Annotated in this window: 9 protein-coding genes and 1 pseudogene; 1 reads left to right on the forward strand and 9 read right to left on the reverse strand. The window is 59.6% G+C overall.

What is annotated here, in order from left to right; genetic code table 11:
* Window positions 1-386: 386 nt before the first annotated feature.
* Window positions 387-971: pseudogene (locus KY494_RS30150) on the reverse strand (NUDIX domain-containing protein); the annotation flags it as partial.
* 75 nt (window positions 972-1,046) lie between these two features.
* On the opposite strand from KY494_RS30150, the gene KY494_RS13045 reads away from it, so the two are divergent.
* Window positions 1,047-1,811 carry a DeoR/GlpR family DNA-binding transcription regulator gene (locus tag KY494_RS13045; RefSeq protein WP_219891214.1) on the forward strand — a complete coding sequence of 255 codons (765 nt, stop codon included), beginning with the start codon at window positions 1,047-1,049 and terminating at the stop codon, window positions 1,809-1,811.
* A gap of 36 nt (window positions 1,812-1,847) precedes the next feature.
* Here the strand turns inward: KY494_RS13045 and KY494_RS13050 are convergent, their stop codons facing one another.
* From KY494_RS13050 to xdhB, 8 genes are all read right to left on the reverse strand, one after another.
* The gene (locus KY494_RS13050) at window positions 1,848-2,915 is read right to left on the reverse strand and encodes a S1/P1 nuclease (RefSeq protein ID WP_219891215.1); all 1,068 of its coding nucleotides are present in this window, start codon (window positions 2,913-2,915) and stop codon (window positions 1,848-1,850) included.
* A gap of 8 nt (window positions 2,916-2,923) precedes the next feature.
* A complete protein-coding gene (locus KY494_RS13055; protein WP_219891216.1) occupies window positions 2,924-4,153 on the reverse strand; it encodes a phospholipase D-like domain-containing protein in 1,230 nt (409 codons plus the stop codon).
* A gap of 16 nt (window positions 4,154-4,169) precedes the next feature.
* Entirely contained in the window at window positions 4,170-5,876 is a 1,707-nt protein-coding gene (locus tag KY494_RS13060; protein ID WP_258194838.1) for a bifunctional UDP-sugar hydrolase/5'-nucleotidase, read from the reverse strand.
* Window positions 5,877-6,041: 165 nt separating this feature from the next.
* Window positions 6,042-9,443: a TonB-dependent receptor gene (locus tag KY494_RS13065; RefSeq protein ID WP_219132971.1), complete on the reverse strand. Its 3,402-nt coding sequence runs from the start codon at window positions 9,441-9,443 to the stop codon at window positions 6,042-6,044.
* Window positions 9,444-10,236: 793 nt separating this feature from the next.
* A complete protein-coding gene (locus KY494_RS13070) occupies window positions 10,237-11,724 on the reverse strand; it encodes an adenosine deaminase (protein ID WP_219891217.1) in 1,488 nt (495 codons plus the stop codon).
* Between the two features lie 43 nt (window positions 11,725-11,767).
* On the reverse strand, window positions 11,768-13,084 hold the full coding sequence (gene guaD / locus KY494_RS13075; RefSeq protein ID WP_219891218.1) for a guanine deaminase: 1,317 nt from the start codon (window positions 13,082-13,084) through the stop codon (window positions 11,768-11,770).
* Window positions 13,085-13,093: 9 nt separating this feature from the next.
* Window positions 13,094-14,161 carry a xanthine dehydrogenase accessory protein XdhC gene (gene xdhC, locus KY494_RS13080; protein WP_219891219.1) on the reverse strand — a complete coding sequence of 356 codons (1,068 nt, stop codon included), beginning with the start codon at window positions 14,159-14,161 and terminating at the stop codon, window positions 13,094-13,096.
* A 9-nt stretch (window positions 14,162-14,170) separates the two neighbouring features.
* On the reverse strand, window positions 14,171-16,516 hold the full coding sequence (gene xdhB / locus KY494_RS13085; protein WP_219891220.1) for a xanthine dehydrogenase molybdopterin binding subunit: 2,346 nt from the start codon (window positions 16,514-16,516) through the stop codon (window positions 14,171-14,173).
* Between the last annotated feature and the right edge of the window lie 10 nt (window positions 16,517-16,526).

The raw sequence follows: 16,526 nt of genomic DNA on the forward strand, positions 1-16,526 counted from the left end.
GGGCTTCGCTTTTTTTACGCCTGGGCAATCTCGTCCAGCGAGAAATACACGGGTAAACCGAGATCCTGCGCTACAGCCACCATCTGGTCCGCTCCGCCAGACGCACCGCCGATTCTCAGCACGGCATCGCAGTGGCTTAATAGACGCGTCGCGTGCGCGTGGAACAGGTCTTCATACACGGCATCGCCCACCCGGGTGGAGCCGGCCAGCGCCAGCATGGGCAAGGCCAGCCATTCACCGAGCACGGGCATGTGACCCTTGGCATACAGAGGCAGGCAGACGGCTTGCATGGCCGCGACATTCGCCGCCATCAGTGCGGGATCGTCGCCCGTGCCCGAGCGGTAGGGGCCGGCAACGAGGATTTGCATGCCAAGTTTGCGCGGCATCAAGTGCAGCTGCGCATGCTGCAGCAGCATGATGGTCTTGCCATCGCAGATGCGGCCATCGGCCACCATGCGCATTGCTTGCGCCAGCGGCAGTTCCAGCACCTCGATATCTTCTCCCTCGTGCGCCAGGCCGCCGCCGTCGCCGATGCGGCTGGCCGGATCGTATTCGGCGACAAAGAAATGCAGGCGCTCCGTTACGGAGCCGGGACTCATGAAGGCCTGAAATATCTTGTGCACCTGCCCCACCCGGTAACCGGTTTCCTCTTCCACCTCGGCACGGATGCGCTGCTCCGCGCTGGCCTCTTCCAGCAAGCCGGCCGCTGATTCAATCAGGAAACCATCGTGGCCTGCGCGATACGTGGGAAAGCGGAACTGGCGGATCAGGATCACCGTGCGACGTTCCTTGTTGTAGAGCAGGATGGTGGCGCCATCGCCGCGGTCATAGGTTTCCCGCGTCTGCGTCTGCCATTCGCCATCATGGCGCAGGTAATCGAATGTGGTCTTTTGCAACAGATACCAGTCGTGCGACAGGGTCTGCACGTCGTGGATGCGGACCCGTTGCTGCTTGCTATTTTCTTCGCGCATAGTGTCTCCTTGTGCTTGCGTTCGTCGACTTTATCATGCAAACTCGTGCAATATCAAGAAAATATAAGAAAAACCATGCTGACACATCAACGCAAACAATACCTGCTGGACTTGCTCCAGCGCGAAGGGCAGATCGTCGCCAAGGCCGTCAGCGATAGTCTGGGCTTGTCGGAAGACACGATACGGCGCGACTTGCGCGAGTTGGCGAAAGAGGGTTTATTGGAACGCGTGCACGGCGGCGCCCTGCCCTTGCTGCCCCGCTCGCCCGCGCTGGCGCCGTTTGTGGGTCGCGAACAGATTTCGCCCGAAGCCAAGCCCGCCATCGGCCGCGCGGCGGGCGCCATGATACAAACGGGGCAAGTGGTGTTTCTCGATGGCGGCACCACCGCCGTGCAACTGGCGCGCCAGTTGCCGCGCGATTTGCGCGCCACCGTCGTCACGCACAGCCCGTCGATTGCCGTCGAACTGGTGAATCACCCATCGATCGACGTGCTGATGCTGGGCGGACGCCTGTACAAGCACTCGATCGTGGCTGTCGGCGCGGCCACCGTGGAAGCCATCGGCCGCATCCGCGCCGACCTGTATTTCATGGGCGTGTCCAGCCTGCATCCGCAGGCGGGCATCACCACCGGCGATTACGAAGAAGCGTGCGTGAAACGCGCGCTGAGCGATGCCGCCGCACGCACCGTTGTGCTGGCCTCGCCGGAAAAGTTCAACACAACCTCGCCGTTCCAGATCGCGCCCTTGAGCCAGGTCAGCGATATCATCGTGCACCGCGACGTGGACGACGCCCTGCTCGCTCCGTACCGCGAGATGGGCATCGCCATCACCCTGGCATGAAAAAAGCGGCCCGCAGGCCGCTTTCGCATGACATCTTTACTGCGGCCAAATCGCCTGCAGCACGGCGGCCAGGCGATAGCCGCCCTCGATCAGTTGCTGCTTCGCCAACGCCGAGCTGGGCACAGGATAATTGTCCGGCACCGTCAAGCTCCAGACGTTGTAGACATCACCCTTGCGGCTGGTCTGCTGTGTGGCCGGACCGGCCGCCACGTCCGTGAAAGCAATCTTGGACGCTGCCAGCGCGGCATCGGCCCACTGATACGGCCAGGTGACAGGGTCGCCAGTATTGGCGCTCACCACCGGCGCGCTGGCGATCACGGTACGCGCAAACTGCTGCGGCGTGCGCGTGCTCAGGCGGCGCATGGCGTAATCGACGACGGTCGTATCCCAGTACGAATGCAGGGGCCTGGTGGGCGACTTCGGATACGCTGGAGCTTTTGCTGTCCCCTCTTCCGCTGGCAACGGCGCGGCTATCACGGCGTCCGACAGGGCCGTCATCTTCGCATCGTCGAGCAGCAAGTCGTTGCCGCCACGCGCATTGAAAACGGCGACATCGTCGATCTGCGCCTGCGTGGCGGGCACGAAAAACTGGCCATCCTTACCGAGAAACGCATTGCCCACATGCAAAGGCTGGTGGATATCGCCTACCAGGTGCGTGATCAGAATCAGTGCTTCGCGCTGGCTGAAGCCGTGCGGATTGCTGGCCGCATCAGCCTTGCCCTGCAGCACCAGGATCGCCTGTTTGAGCGTTTGCACGATATCGTCGTCAGCAGTGCCCACGCCATGGTCATGGTAGTGCGCATTCTGGAATGGCACGTTCGTGTAATGGTATTCGCCATGCTTGGGATTGGCCGCCACATAGGTCAGCATTTCCGGCGATTGCGGGCCGCAATACGTGCCCTTCACGCAGTCGGGCCAGTTGGCGATCTTTTCCAGGCTTTCGCCGGGCAGCAGCAACTTGGCCACTTGCGCCTGGGCCGCGCTACCCTTGAGCAATTGATCGGCGATGGCACCGACGGCGCGGTGGCCGTCGTTGCCCCAGGCCAGCACATTGCCAGAAGCGAATGCGGCGCCCAGCGCCAGCACGCAGAGTATTTTTTTCATGCTCACCCTTACTCCTTGCCTTGCGGCGCGGCTTTCGCCGGCTTCGGATACTGCCGGTTGATGTCGATGGGCTGCGCATACGCCGAACTCCACGTCTGCTCATGCAGCGCGGCGATGCGCCGCGCCATCGGCTCGTTGCGCAGCACCACTTCCAGGTTGCGCGACAAGTCGAAATAGCCGCCCGCCCAATTGCTCGTGCCGACCCAGGCCAGCTTGCCGTCGATGCTCATGGTCTTGCTGTGGATCACGCGCGCAAATGGAATGAACCCCGTCGAGGCCGCAGGAATCGTCACGATGCGGATTTCCACGTTCGGTACCAGGGCCAGGCTTTTCAGGTAGGCGATGGCCGGCGCTTCCGTGTTCCAGGCGGATACCATCAGCTTGATTTTCACGCCACGCTGGGCCGCCGCGCGCACGGCGTTGTCGATCACGGCGTAGTACGGCCGCGTGCGGTTCGGACCGTAGGACAGCGGCGCGTAATCGAGCAGCTGGATGCGCACTTCGCTTTTCGCTTCGGCCAGCAAGGCTGGCAAACCCGTTTCCGAATCACCCACGCCGGCCGGGTTGTAGGCGTTCGGGCTGGCCAGCAGGAAAGCGTTTTGCGCGTAGTTGGCGGGCACGACCTTGCTGTTGAGCACCGTGGCGCGGCTGCCTTGCGACGTCAATGCCTGCGCTTGCCAATCCTGCTCGAAGATCGCTTGCACCTGGCTGACCATGGCCGACTCCGTGATTCTCAAGCCCGTTTCATGGATGTGCTCGAACGAGCGCCAGTCGAAATTCTGGCTGCCGATGTACGCGACCTCACCATCGACGGCCAGGTATTTCGCGTGCACGATGCCGTTGCCCGTGATTTTATTGAAATCGATGAGGCGCAAGTCCAGGTTCGGAATCGCCTTGATCCGGTCGATGGTGGCCGCTTCCGACAGGCCCACGCCCTTCTGGTCCAGCAGGAAGCGGATTTTCACGCCGCGCTGGCCGGCGGCCGTCAGGCTGTCCAGCACCTTTTCAAAAGCCGTGCCCGGCTTGCTGACGGCATAGAACTGGGCGATGACGATCTCTTTTTTCGCACCATCGAACAGCTCGCGCCACACGGCGACGGGTTCGCGCAGGTCGGGATTCGTCAAGCTCGTTTCCACGGGCGAGGTGTGCACCAGCTCAAAGCCGGGAATGGTGAAATCGGCGTGGGCCGTGCCCGCGAACAGGGTAGTGACGAGCAGGGAAACAGATAAACGACGCATGGTTATTCCTTGTAGATTATTTGACGCGCACGATGCGGCCCGCTGCCGTGGCGCTGCCAGCCGGCTTGCCGGCACGCACGCGGGCGATCAGGTAATTGCTGAAGGCGTCGATGTCGCGCACGCCCGTGTCGAGCCGGCGCGTGCCGGCCGCCAGTACGGTAAAACGGTCGCCGCCGCCAGCGAGGAAACTGTTGGCAGCGATTCGGTATTGTTGATTGTCATCAATGGCGATGCCATTGAGCATGATGCTGCCCGGCAGCACGCGCTGGCCTTGCGGCTGCGTGCTGTCCCAGCGATAAGTAAAACCTTCAGACACTTGCAACAGGTTGTTGTCTTCCGCTACCGCGCCCGGCCACTGCTGCTCAAGCAAGGTACGGATTTGCGCGCCGGACAGGCTGACCACGATCAGGGTATTACCGAACGGGACAACCGCCTGGTTCTGGCCCACGTTCGTCATCAGGTCGGTGCCCGCTTCCAGGTCCTTGCGGATGCCGCCATTGTTCATCAGGCCGATTTGCGCACCGGCGGCGCGCGCGCCGAACAGGGTGCTGTCGGCCACCAGGTCGCCCAGCGCGGAAGCGCCGCTGCCCTTGGTGCTGCGGCCCACACTGGGCACGGCGATGGCGGCCACGGGGCGCGACAATTCGGCCGCGCTGCGCTGCTTGACCGATTCCAGGTAGGCAGCCACGGCCGGGTCCGGCTCATACATGCCTGGCAGCATGATGACGTTGTGCGCGCTGGCATCGACAACGGCATTCTTGACGGGATCGACCTTGAGCTTGATGCGCGTCAACATGTGCCCGCCCATCTGTGCTTGCGTCACGAGGCGGCCATCGACACGGCACAGATAGCCCTGGTGCGAATGGCCGCTGATGACCAGCTGAATCGCCGGATCGAGGCGTTTCACCACGTCGACCACTTCGCCCTTCAGGTGGCTGCAATCGGGCTGGTCGACGGCCTCCTTTGTCTCGCCGCCCTGGTGCAGCAGCACGACAAACACGCCCACGCCTTGCGCGCGCAACTGCGGCAAGGTGGCGTTGATGGCGTCCGCCTCATCCCCGAACTGCAGGCCAGCAATGCCGGCGGCCGTCACCACGGACGGCGTATCTTTCAGCACGGCGCCGATCAGGCCCACCTTGACACCATGCGCCTCTTCGATGCGGTAGGCGGGCAGCAGCGACTTGCCCGTTTGCGTGTCGATCACATTGGCGGCCATGTAGGTGTAGCTGGCGCCCTTGAAGTCGGGCGTGAACTTGCATGCCTTGTCCGCGCGCGACGACTCGCAGCCGCCGCGCTGCTGGCGCAGCAATTCCGCCTTGCCCTGGTCAAATTCATGGTTGCCGACGGAACTGGCCTTCATGCCCAGCATGTTCATGGCGACGATGCTCGGTTCATCGGCCCACAGCGCCGACATGGCGGGGCTGGCGCCGACCAGGTCGCCATTGCCGACAAAAATCAGCTGCGCGTCCTCGCGGCGCCACGCCGTCAAGGCGCCGGACAAAGTATCGATGCCGCCCGCCAGCACCGTCTTGCGCTCGGCATCGGCGACACTCGTATAGGTGAATTTGCTGCGGTCGAGATTGCCGTGGAAGTCGTTCAGGGCGACCAGGTTGATATCGACGGGTGCCACGGAAGGCGTGGGAGGCGTGGAAGGTGCGGCACAGGCGGCCAGCAGCAAGGTCAGGGCCGCCGCGGCGGCCAGCGGTGTCAGATGATGTTTCATGGTTCCCACGTAGTCATCGTTGTCAAAAAAATCTGTCTCGTCCGGGGGGACGCCAAGCGCCGCAAGCCCATCAGAGTATCCAAGAAAGCAGAACATAAACGAAAAAAACGGCCGGTGTCGCCACCAGCCGTTTTTAACTTGCCAAGCTACGAGGCAAGGACGAGATTAGAACTCGTACTTAACCGTGGCTTGAATTGCCCATTGAGATTCGCCTTTGGTTTGACGAGTTTCAAGGCTCGATACATCGCGGGTGTTGTAAATGTAACGACCCTTTTCATCCAGACCAGCATAGTCAACGAAGTTGCGCACGAGGCCACCATTGGTCTGGAAAGATACTTCATTGATATGACCCCATTTACGGTTGATCATGTTACCAACGTTCATAAAGTCCAGAGTCAGCAAACCACGATTGCCTTTGAACAAACCTGGCAATTCCTGGCTGATACGCATATCGATGTTATTGGTCCACGGAGCAAAGCTCTGGTTACGGCCAACCACACTACCGGCGGCCTTACGCAAGTCGCCATTGGCGTTCACGATTTTCCAGAAAGCTGCCTCGTTGGCTGCACGGGCTTCTGCGGTCGCACCGTAGAAAGCCACTTCACCCGAACCAGGTGCCTTGGGAATGTACATCAAATCATTGCCAGCCAAGCCGTCGCCGTTCAAGTCATTCTTGATGGTCCAGCTGTAGGGCTTGCCACTACGACCTTCATAGAACACACCGAAGCTCGTCTTGTATTCGCTGAAGAAACGCTTTTGCCAGCTAACGTGAGCCGTGAAACGGTCCTTGACCAGGTAGTTCGAATTCGAAGCAACGTTTTCATTCGGATCGAACGAAGCGCGGCTAGCGAAGTTCGAACTGGAAGTCGACGAGGTCAGTGGCGACACTTCGGTGGCGTCAGTGTAGGTGTACGAACTGCCCCACGACAGGCCATTACGCATAGGGCTGCGCAAGCTCAAGGTCAGCATATTGCCTTGACCTTCCTTGGTCTTGGTTGCCTGCAGTACCTGCGCAAAGGCTGGATTATTTGCGCCCTTAGGTGTAAAGGCACAAGGTGCGCCACCCGTCGCGCCATTTTCATTCCAGCATTTTTGCAGATACCCATTAGCCGAGTAGTACAGAGGACGACCATCGGTACCGGTTGCCGTCGCAGGCCCCAGGTTCAGCTCTTTGTAGTAAATCGCATCCTTGGTCTTCGTACGAAGGTATTCCGCGCCGATCACCAGACCAAACCATGGCAATTCATGCTCGATCGCGAGGTTGCTCTTCCAGACCGAAGGCTGTGCCAGGTCAGTGCTCAGCACATCGACTTTGGCTGCAGGAATGTTGCTGATCACACCTGTTGGTTGATTTGTCGGATCCGGGCTGAAGAAACCACCATTGGTTGGGCAAGTACGTGCGGTGAACGTGCAGCTGATGTTACGCATGACCACGCCAGTGTTTTGGTATGGGTTACCCAGCCACACGGCCAATGCTGCACCCTGGAACAAGCCTGCACCACCGCGGATCTGCGTCGGACGTGCGGTGTCCATCTTGTAGTTGAAGCCCACGCGTGGCTGATACAGGTTTTGACCGTCAACGGTATGCGTATTATCAACACCAAAACCACCCGTTTGGCGACCTTTTACCAGTGGACCGACCGGCAATGCTGCTGCCTCATTTTTCAGTGGCGAGTCACCGACGCGGGTACCATCAATACGCAAACCGGCGCTAACGGTCAATTGCTTGTTCACGTTCCAGGTATCCTGGACAAACAAGCCGATGTTTTTCAGCGTAAAGCGAGCAACGGCATCATCCAAAGATTTGCCATCGATTGGAGCTTGCAAATTATAGACATCAGGGCGTCCACGGCTGAAGTTTTCCAGTGTCGCGGCTTGGATCACGGCAGCGGTTTTGCCGCTGCAGGTGAAATTGCCCGTTGTATCAAACGTATACGAAATCTTGTCCAGGCAAGCGAAGGTGTAAGTGCCGTTGACGTTTTGCAGGAATGCATTGTAAATCTTGTTTTCGCTGTAATCCGTACCGAACTTGATATCGTGATCGCCCAGGCTCCAGTTAGCACCTGCGTAAATATCTTTCGTGTCCGTGCGCAGCACGTTCATTTGACGGCTGGCTTCGGTACCGAAATTGAGGTAACGACTGCCAGTCGCCAAGCTCGATGGCGCGCCATCCGGCAAGGCGCCGAAGAAGCGGAAGCCGATCGATGGCATCTTGGAACTAGTTTCAGGGATGCTGTCATACTTACGCGTCGACAATTTCAACTCGGTCGAAAACGTTGGTGTCCACTCTGCGGTCCATTGGGCAACCACTGTTTCCAGATTTTTCTTCTGGTTATACCAGTAGGAGCTCAGGGAAAGGCCCGTAGACGAGAAGCCTGTGAAGAATGGCTCCGCCTGTTCAGTCTTTGCATAACGCAACATCAGGCGCTGGCTGTCCGTCAAGTTCCAGTCAGCCTTGAGCAGTTTATCCTTGGACGTGAATTTGGTACCAGCGGGGATCGCCGACGTACCGATATCCAGGTTATATTTATCTTTAGCAATAGCTGCAATACCGTCGATTGCGGGCTGCGAAATGGCAACGTTCGTCAATGCACTGCCAATCGGACCAAACGTCGGGGTACTACGCGAACTCGACGTTTCTTCGTAGTTAGCGAACAAGAACAGTTTGTCCTTGATCAGCGGTCCGCCCAACGTGACGCCCTTGGTAGTATCTTTCGACGGTGGCGGTGCGTAGTAGCTATTGGAGGTGTCGTTATAGCGGTCACCGGACATCTTGTCATTACGGAATGCGAAATACGCACTGCCCTTGACCGTATTGGTGCCCGATTTGGTGACGGCATTAATGTTGGCGCCCGTGTAACCTTTTTGCGTTACGTCATAGTTCGCAACGTTCACTTGCACCGACTGGATCGCTTCGATCGAGATAGGCTGTTTGCCGGTAGCGGTACCAGAAGCTTCCAGTCCGAAAGTATCGTTCACTGCCACGCCGTCAATCGTCATCGAATTATAGCGGGAGTTTTGACCACCCATCGAAATTTCGCTACGGCCTTTGTCGGTTTGCGAAATACGTGGATCGATACGGGCATAATCTTGCAAGCTGCGCGAAACCGATGCCAGAGTAGCCAATTCCGTCGGACCGAGATTGGTGCCGGCACCCATATTGCTGCGATTAAATATCTGCGCGCGCGCGCCGGAACCTGTTACGTTCACGGTTTGCATTGGTGCGCCCAGGGTGGCGTCCACGTTGGCCGTTTCCGCCAACAACACGTATACGCCTTCGCGTTTTTCCACTTCGCCATTCTTGGTGATGGTAATGGTGTATGGACCGCCAGCGCGCAAGCCGCGGGCGACGTAGCGGCCTTCCGCATCGGTCGTCACGTTATTCACGGAACCCGATTCGGTATGCACGATGGTAACGGTGGCACCAGCTGCCGGCTTGCCGTCGGTGGCCGAGATACGGCCGCCGATGGAAGACGTAGTGTTCTGTGCGAACGATGGTGCCGCCGCCAGTGCAATAGACAGGCTGAACGCGATTTGCGTTAGCCGAAGTCGCTTGTGATTGATCATCTTTAACCCCAGAAAAGACTATTATTTTTTGAAAATCCTGGATTGCCCCACTGTCCGGCTGCGCCGCACAGCAACACAAACACAACATTTCCTCTTTACGATACTGCAACTGTTACGCCGGCTGGACTGGCTGTGGTCCTGACAAGACCATTACAAAACGCCGCTCCACACATCACAACTATTCTTATCCAGACAATAACGGCGGAAAATAGCGACCGATCCGTACGACCCAGGGCGCTAGCACCTGTGTCATTCACCCGACATGCTTACCCGGCGAACATGGCAAGCCGCGAGTGTAATTGTTAAATATTTCAAGACTGTGACACGGCGGCAAGAAGCAGGAAAATGTCGTCATTTATTCCATTGACTGTGCGTTTTCACCCTGCATCTCACCTTTATTTACTGCAAATACCCATCTTCATACGCTATCAGCCATATGAATTGTGACTTTTTAATATCACACTCATCCCACTATGCATCATCAAAAAATGGATGACAAATACGTTTTTTTTTACATATTTATATATTTAAAGTATAAATAGCATGTGGTAACTAGCAGGATTGATATCGTGCTGACAGCGTCCGGGCTTATGGCGCGAGATTATAAATGAGCAATATGTACTTGAAATTGATTCATCCATGAATTTGGATAAAGTCGTGCATCTGCCGTTAATTGTGTCGCATGGCCGCCACAAAATTAACAAAATAACAGCATGGGGAATTTGGAAGGAAAATGGAAAACGGCCGGAGAATCCGGCCGTCTTGACAGTATTAGTTGTGAACGTCGCGCAACTTACGGTTTTCCGCTCTTGCCTGCCTTGTCGGCAGCGGCAATTTGCGCTTCAAAACGGGTGAAACGGGCATCGAGCGCTTTCAGCAAACGTTGCTTGTCCGCTTCGGCCAGGAAGGAATAGCGCAGGCTGTTGTATGACAGCTTTTTGATTTCCGCATAATCGGTCTTGTACTGGCTGGCAAACAGCACGTACTCATTCGACAGGGTATTGCGCGAGACGCCCGCATCATCGGTGGAGATGACGAACGGCACGCCATATTTGCGGTACAGGGTGATCGGATGGGCCTGTCCCTTGATACCGAGTATGTAATCGTTGCTGGTCAGGTTCACTTCCACGGGAATATTGCGTTCGCGCATCTTCTGCATGGTCGCCAGCGCATTGTGCTCGTAGGCGATATCCATGCCATGGCCAATCCGGTCCGCGCCGGCCACACCGACGGCTTCGGCGATATGGAAAGCCATGCCTTCCGGCGGCACCATGCCCAGCGCCAGCTCACCCGCATGCAGGGCGATCTTGACGTTCGGATATTTTGCCTTGAGGAACTTGAACATTTCCATGTGCAGGCTGTAGTCGCGCATGGACACGTTCACGCTTTCCTGGCCCACGATGTTCACGCCCACCAGCAGTGGATTCAGGCTGGCTGCCTTGAACGCGGCCACCATCGAGGAAAAAACTTGCGATGGCGACAGGAAACGCAGTACATACGCCTGGTAACGCATGGTGAAGTTCGCATCGTCGATGCCGGCGCTGCTGGCGTTCACGTTATCGTTATAGGCGGTGATGCTTTTCTGGAAGCTGGCATCCTGTTCCAGGCTGCTTGTCCACTTGGCCAGCACGGCTTGCAGGGCTGCTGGCGGCAAACCCGGCGCCAGCACTTGCTGGTCGAACTGCGCGTTTTGTACGAACGGCGACAGTTCGAAAATCGTCTCGATGTAGCTGAGGTTTTCCGCGATGGCGCGCTGCTTCAGGGTGTTCAGGCCATCGGCCGTGTTGCTCGATGCCACGGGACCGAAGTAGCCGAAGGTATCAAAGAAGGTACGGTCCGGCGGCGTCTGGATGGCGCCGTGGTTATAAAAATCCTTGGTCGACCAGCGCTGCAGCAATTCCGCATACAGGCCCGCGTCGGCGAACACTTCCGTGGACGACAGGCAGCCACGCTGCGCGGCCGGCTTGGCGCGCTCGGCCGCCACGACGTCCTTGTTGCTTTCGATGCGGTAGGTTGTCTTGTTGACGCAATAGTTTTCCTTGTCGACCCAGTCAAGGAATTGCTCGGCGTAAATGGCGCCCGAGTAATGGTGATGCAAATCGCCGCCCTTGGGCATCATGGAAAAGAACAGGCTCAACTCGGCTGTCTTCGGCTGCGCGCCGGTAACCAGGGCGGCAAAATGACGCGCGGTGGCCGCTTCGTTGGAAGACGGGGTGGCCTGCGCCGTTCCGGTCAATGCCAGCGCGGCGCCAAGCGCCAGGCCAGTGAGTTTCTTGTGCATTCGCGTTCTCGCTCAGGATAATTCGTGTTGAACAACGGGTAGGTCAGCCCTGCCCCCGCACATGCACGCATTGCCCGCCTGAATAGGTGGCGGCCACGGCGCGGTCGTCGCCCAGCAGCGCAAAGGCAAACAGCAATTCCTCCAGGCTTTGACAGCCGGCCGTGCGGCGCTCCAGCAGCGGCGTCGATTGCTTGTCGAGCACAATAAAATCCGCTTCCGTGCCTGCCGCGAAATTGCCCAAAGTGCCTTCCAGTTGCATGGCCCGCGCCGCACCCAAAGTTGCCAGGTAAAACATGCGCAAGGCGGGCAGATAGCTGCCTTTCAAGCGTGCTACTTTATAGGCTTCGTTCATGGTTTGCAACATCGAGAACGAGGTGCCGCCACCCACATCGGTGGCCAGCGACAGCAGCACTTTCGCCGCGTCGGCCCGCTCGAAATCGAACAGGCCGCTACCGAGGAACAAGTTGGAGGTGGGGCAAATGGCGGCCGCCGAGGATGTTTCCGCCATGCGCGCACGGTCGCGCTCATCGAGCCAGATGCAATGGCCGAACATGGCGCGCGGGCGCAGCATGCCGTACTGGTCATACACATCGAGGTAGCTGCGCGCCTGCGGGTGCAGTTCGCGCACCCAGCGGCATTCATCCTCGTTTTCCGACACGTGCGTCTGCAGATACGTATCCGGATAGGCGCGCGCCAGTTCGCCCGCCAGGTGCATCTGTTCATTGGTCGATGTCGGCACGAAACGGGGCGTGATCGCATACAGCGAGCGGCCGTGCTTGTGCCAGCGCCGGATCAGCTCTTCGCTTTCGCGCGCGCCCGACTCGGCCGTGTCGCGCAGGAACTCGGGGCAATTGCGATCCATCATGACCTTGCCCGCCACCATGCGCAAGCCGCGCGCCTCGCTGGCGCCAAAGAAGGCGTCGACCGATTGCGGATGCACGCTGCCATACACCATGGCCGTGGTGGTGCCGCAGCGCAGCAGTTCATCAAGGAAAAACTCGGCGACATCGCGCGCATGCACAGGGTCTTCAAATGCGCGCTCGGTGGGGAAGGTATACGTCTCCAGCCACGGCAGCAAGCCCGGTGCGGGCGAGGCGATCATTTCCGTCTGCGGGAAGTGCAGATGCGTATCGATGAAGCCGGGCACGATCAGCTTGCCCCGGTAGTCGACGATCTCGGTGCCGGGCGGCAAAGTCGCTTGCAGCTGTGCGTAATCGCCAGCCGCCACGATTTTCCCATCGACCACGATCAGCAAGCCATCGGCATGCCAGGCGTGCGCCTCCTCGGTGACAGCGGGATCGGCGTGGAAGTGCAGCAAGCTGGCACGGTAAGCTTGCAATGTGGCAGGAACAATCGGCATGACTTCTTTCTATAACGGGTGAATGGCGGCGCGTGTCGGGCGGCGCGGTGGCGCGCTGGCAGAGGCCAGCCGCAGCGGTGCGGCCAGGGCCGCGCTGGCGGCTTGCTCCCACACCATCAGTAATTGACAGGCAACGGAAGCGGCGATCACGGCCGGCGCCTTGTTGCGGATGCCGGGCATGCCGATCGGGCACACCATGGCGGCAATGCGCTGGTCCGGCACGCCGCGCGCCTGCAGGCGGTGCTCGAATTGCTTGCGTTTCGTTTGCGAACCGATCAGTCCGAACCAGCCCACATCCTCGCGCGCCATGATGGCTTGCGTCAGGCGTTGATCGAGTGCATGACTATGCGTCATGACGAGAAAACTGCCGCCCGGCGGCGCCATGGCGACAAATTCCTCGGGCGTATCGGTGGCGGCGATGCGCACATTATCTGGCATTTGTAGGGGAAACATGTCTTCGCGTTCATCGACCCAGGTGATAGTGCAGGGCAAATGGGCCAGCGCGCGCACGATGGCCGCGCCCACATGGCCGGCGCCAAACAGGGTCAGGTGCGCGCGCGGCGCCAGGCAGGGGTCGACCAGCCAGCGCCGCCCTTCACTCCCCTGCGCGACATGGGTTGCGCGCTCGCGTGAAAACGTGTCGGGCGCCTGGCTTGGCGTGCCGGCAATCAAGCTACCGGCGGTATCGAACAGCGCCGACGCGCTCTCGCCATCGAGCGCCGTTACCTTCCAGCTGTCTTGCTGGCGCCGTTCGCGCAAGGCGGCCAGCAATGTTTTCAGGCTGGCATCGACATACTCAAACGCCAGGTGGACGACGCCGCCGCAGCATTGTCCCAGGCTGGGGCCCAGTGCAAAACGCTCGAGCCGCGTATGCGTGTCTGCTGTCGCCAGCATGGTCTTGGCGATTTCCACGGCGCGCAATTCCAGGTGACCGCCGCCGATGGTGTCGACCTGGTCATCGAGGGTGACGCGCATCTTCGCGCCCGCCTCGCGCGGCCCGGAACCTTCCACCAGGGCGACCGTCACCAGCACGGATGCCTGCGTGTCATTCTCGATCGCTGCCAGCCAGTCGCTCATCGTCTGCTCCTATGCGCCGGCATGCGCCGCTTGCACGGCCATGACCGCCTTGAGGATTTCCTCGCTGGTGGCGGGCGCATTCAACGGTGGCTGCACGGCGTGATGGCCAACGCTGGAGATGGCGTCGCGGATGGCGAAGAACACGGAAAACGGCAACAATAAAGGCGGCTCGCCCACGGCTTTGGAGCGGTGGATGCTGTCTTCCACATTGCGGTTCTGGAACAGCTTGACGCGAAAATCCTCGGGGCAATCGGAAATGCCGGGAATCTTGTACGTCGATGGCGCATGCGTCATCAGCTTGCCCGCCGCATTCCACCACAGCTGCTCCGTCGTCAGCCAGCCCATGCCCTGGATAAACGCACCTTCTACCTGACCCAGATCAATCGCGGGATTGAGCGACTGGCCCGCATCATACAAGGCGTCCGCGCGCAGCAATTTCCACTCGCCCGTCAGGGTATCGACCACCACTTCAGCCACGGCCGCGCCATACGCGTAGTACGAAAACGGATGGCCCGTCATCGTCTTCGCATCCCACGACAAGCCGGGCGTGGCATAAAAACCGTCCGACCACAATTGTACGCGCGCCAGATACGCCTTCTGCACCAGCTCGGCAAACGCGACGACATGGCCATTCACGTGGATATGGTTGTCGAAGAAGCGCACGCAAGCCACCTCGCCGCCGTACAGTTTGACCGCGTAATCGGCCAGGCGTTCACGGATCTGGCGCGCCGCATCCTGCGCCGCCTTGCCGTTCAGGTCGGCACCGGTGGACGCCGCCGTGGCCGACGTGTTCGCCACCTTGCTGGTATCGGTGGCGGTGGCGCGCACTTTGTCCAGGTCCAGGCCCAGCTCGTGCGCCACCACCTGCATCACCTTGGTATTGATGCCCTGCCCCATTTCCGTGCCGCCATGGTTGACCAGCACGGAGCCATCCACGTACACGTGGACCAAGGCACCAGCCTGGTTCAGATGCGTGACGTTGAAGGCGATGCCGAATTTCAAGGGCGTGAATGCCAGGCCCTTCTTCAGGATCGGGCTGGCTTCGTTGAACGCATCGATGATGCGGCGGCGCGCGCGGTAATCGCTGCTCTCTTCCAGTTCGGCGGCGAGTTCATGGATCACGTTGTCGACGATTTTCTGGCCGTACGGCGTGACATTGCGTCCTTCCGCATCGTTGCGGCCATAGAAATTGAGCAGGCGGATATCGAGCGCATCGCGTTGCAAATGGCGGGCGATTTCATCGATCACGTACTCGATGGCAATGGCACCCTGCGGCCCGCCGAAGCCCCGGAAAGCCGTGTTCGATTGCGTATTCGTCTTGCCGCAGGCGGCGCGGATATCCACATCGGACAAATAATAGGTGTTGTCGAAGTGGCAGACGGCGCGCGTGGCGACGGGGCCGGACAAGTCGGCCGAGTAGCCCGCGCGCGTGGTCATGTCGACCCTGGCGGCCAGGATCCGGCCATCGTCGTCGTAGCCCACTTCGTATTCATAGTAAAAACAGTGGCGCTTGCCCGTCACCAGCATATCGTCGTCGCGGTCGGCGCGCAATTTGACGGGACGCTTGAGTTTGGCCGCCGCAATCGATGCGGCCGCCGCCCACAGGGCCGACTGCGACTCCTTGCCGCCGAAACCGCCGCCCATGCGCCGGCATTCGACCGTAATGTTGTGCGAATGCACGCCCAGCGCATGCGCCACCACGTGCTGCATCTCGCTCGGATGCTGGGTCGAACACAGCACCAGCATGCCCTGCGCTTCCTTCGGGATGGCGTAGGAAATCTGTCCTTCCAGGTAAAACTGTTCCTGCCCGCCCACATACAGCTGGCCCTTGACCACATGCGGCGCGCCCTCGAACGCGGCCTGGTAGTTGCCGCGCGTCAGTTGCATGGGCGGCAGCACATACGATTGCGCGGCCTTGGCCGCTTGCGGCGTCATGATCGCAGGCAATTCCTCGTACGACACTTGCGCCAGGCGGGCGGCGCGGCGCGCATGGTCGTGCGTATCGGCCACGACGATGAAGATAGGCTGGCCCACGTATTGCACCAGTTCCGCAGCCAGGATGGGATCGTCATGGATGATGGGACCGCAATCATTGGTGCCGGGAATGTCCTGCGCCGTGTAAACAGCGACAACACCGGTAGCGGCGCGCACGGCCGATAAATCCATGGCCGTGATGCGTGCATGCGGCTTTTGCGACAGGCCCAGTGCCGCGTGCAAGGTACCTTGCAATTCGGCGATATCGTCCGTGTACGTCGCTTGCCCCAGCACATGCAATTGCGCCGATTCATGGGGGCTGGGTTTGCCCACGGCGGCCCAGGCGGCCGCTTGCAGTTCGGGCGTGACAGGATGATTCATGCTGGTCCTT

Origin of the sequence: Janthinobacterium sp. PAMC25594, assembly GCF_019443505.1 — a bacterium.
In the GTDB taxonomy this organism is placed as follows: Bacteria; Pseudomonadota; Gammaproteobacteria; order Burkholderiales; family Burkholderiaceae_D; genus Janthinobacterium.

Bases quoted from the DNA above. Each gene is read 5' to 3' on its own strand.
- xdhC (WP_219891219.1), bottom strand. From the start codon at position 14,161: ATGAGCGACTGGCTGGCAGCGATCGAGAATGACACGCAGGCATCCGTG.
- guaD (WP_219891218.1), bottom strand. From the start codon at position 13,084: ATGCCGATTGTTCCTGCCACATTGCAAGCTTACCGTGCCAGCTTGCTG.
- KY494_RS13055 (WP_219891216.1), bottom strand. From the start codon at position 4,153: ATGCGTCGTTTATCTGTTTCCCTGCTCGTCACTACCCTGTTCGCGGGC.
- KY494_RS13070 (WP_219891217.1), bottom strand. From the start codon at position 11,724: ATGCACAAGAAACTCACTGGCCTGGCGCTTGGCGCCGCGCTGGCATTG.
- KY494_RS13045 (WP_219891214.1), top strand. From the start codon at position 1,047: ATGCTGACACATCAACGCAAACAATACCTGCTGGACTTGCTCCAGCGC.
- KY494_RS13050 (WP_219891215.1), bottom strand. From the start codon at position 2,915: ATGAAAAAAATACTCTGCGTGCTGGCGCTGGGCGCCGCATTCGCTTCT.
- KY494_RS13060 (WP_258194838.1), bottom strand. From the start codon at position 5,876: ATGAAACATCATCTGACACCGCTGGCCGCCGCGGCGGCCCTGACCTTG.
- KY494_RS13065 (WP_219132971.1), bottom strand. From the start codon at position 9,443: ATGATCAATCACAAGCGACTTCGGCTAACGCAAATCGCGTTCAGCCTG.
- xdhB (WP_219891220.1), bottom strand. From the start codon at position 16,516: ATGAATCATCCTGTCACGCCCGAACTGCAAGCGGCCGCCTGGGCCGCC.